Origin of the sequence: Vibrio sp. 2304, from assembly GCF_033339475.1 — a bacterium.
Lineage (GTDB): Bacteria > Pseudomonadota > Gammaproteobacteria > Enterobacterales > Vibrionaceae > Vibrio > Vibrio alginolyticus.
On sequence record NZ_JAWOUQ010000133.1, the window covers coordinates 1 to 526 of the forward strand.

The 526-nt window shown below is 47.9% G+C and carries 1 protein-coding gene; it reads left to right on the top strand.

Annotation, left to right across the window (positions count from 1 at the left end; all coding sequences use genetic code 11):
* Positions 1-526 (top strand): sulfite exporter TauE/SafE family protein (locus R7P64_RS24650; RefSeq protein ID WP_318124266.1); only part of this gene is annotated, 526 nt, incomplete at both ends.

Here is a 526-nt window from a genome sequence, read left to right on the forward strand (position 1 = left end):
CCCTTTATTTGATTTTTGTTGGCAGTATAGGTGTTGTGATTGGCGCAAACCTCATCGTTCATATCCCTGATGGTATTGCGGAAAAGATGCTAGGCAGTATGATTCTGGCACTCGGTATTTATTCCCGCTTGAAAAAGCAGCTGGGGCAAATCGAAATCATTAAGCGTCGCAATCAATTGGGTTGGATTCTTGGTGGTATTGGCATCATGTTGATAGGCATCGTCAACGGGTCTTTAACCGCTGGTTCTGGGTTGCTTGTCACTCTCTTTCTTGTGCGTTGGTGTGGGTTCGATTACAAACAAGCGGGCGCCTACACCATGATTTGTGTCGGACGGTTTTGGAATGGTATTGGTGGCGTCGCGGTTGTACAAGCAGGAGCACCGATTCACTGGGCTTGGTTACCAGTATTGTTGTTGAGCTCTTTTCTTGGGGGCAGTTTAGGCGCGTGGGCCGCAACTCGCTATAGCAACCGAGTGATTAAAATTGCGTTCGAAATTCTCACGTTTGCCGTGGGCATCAAGTTGCT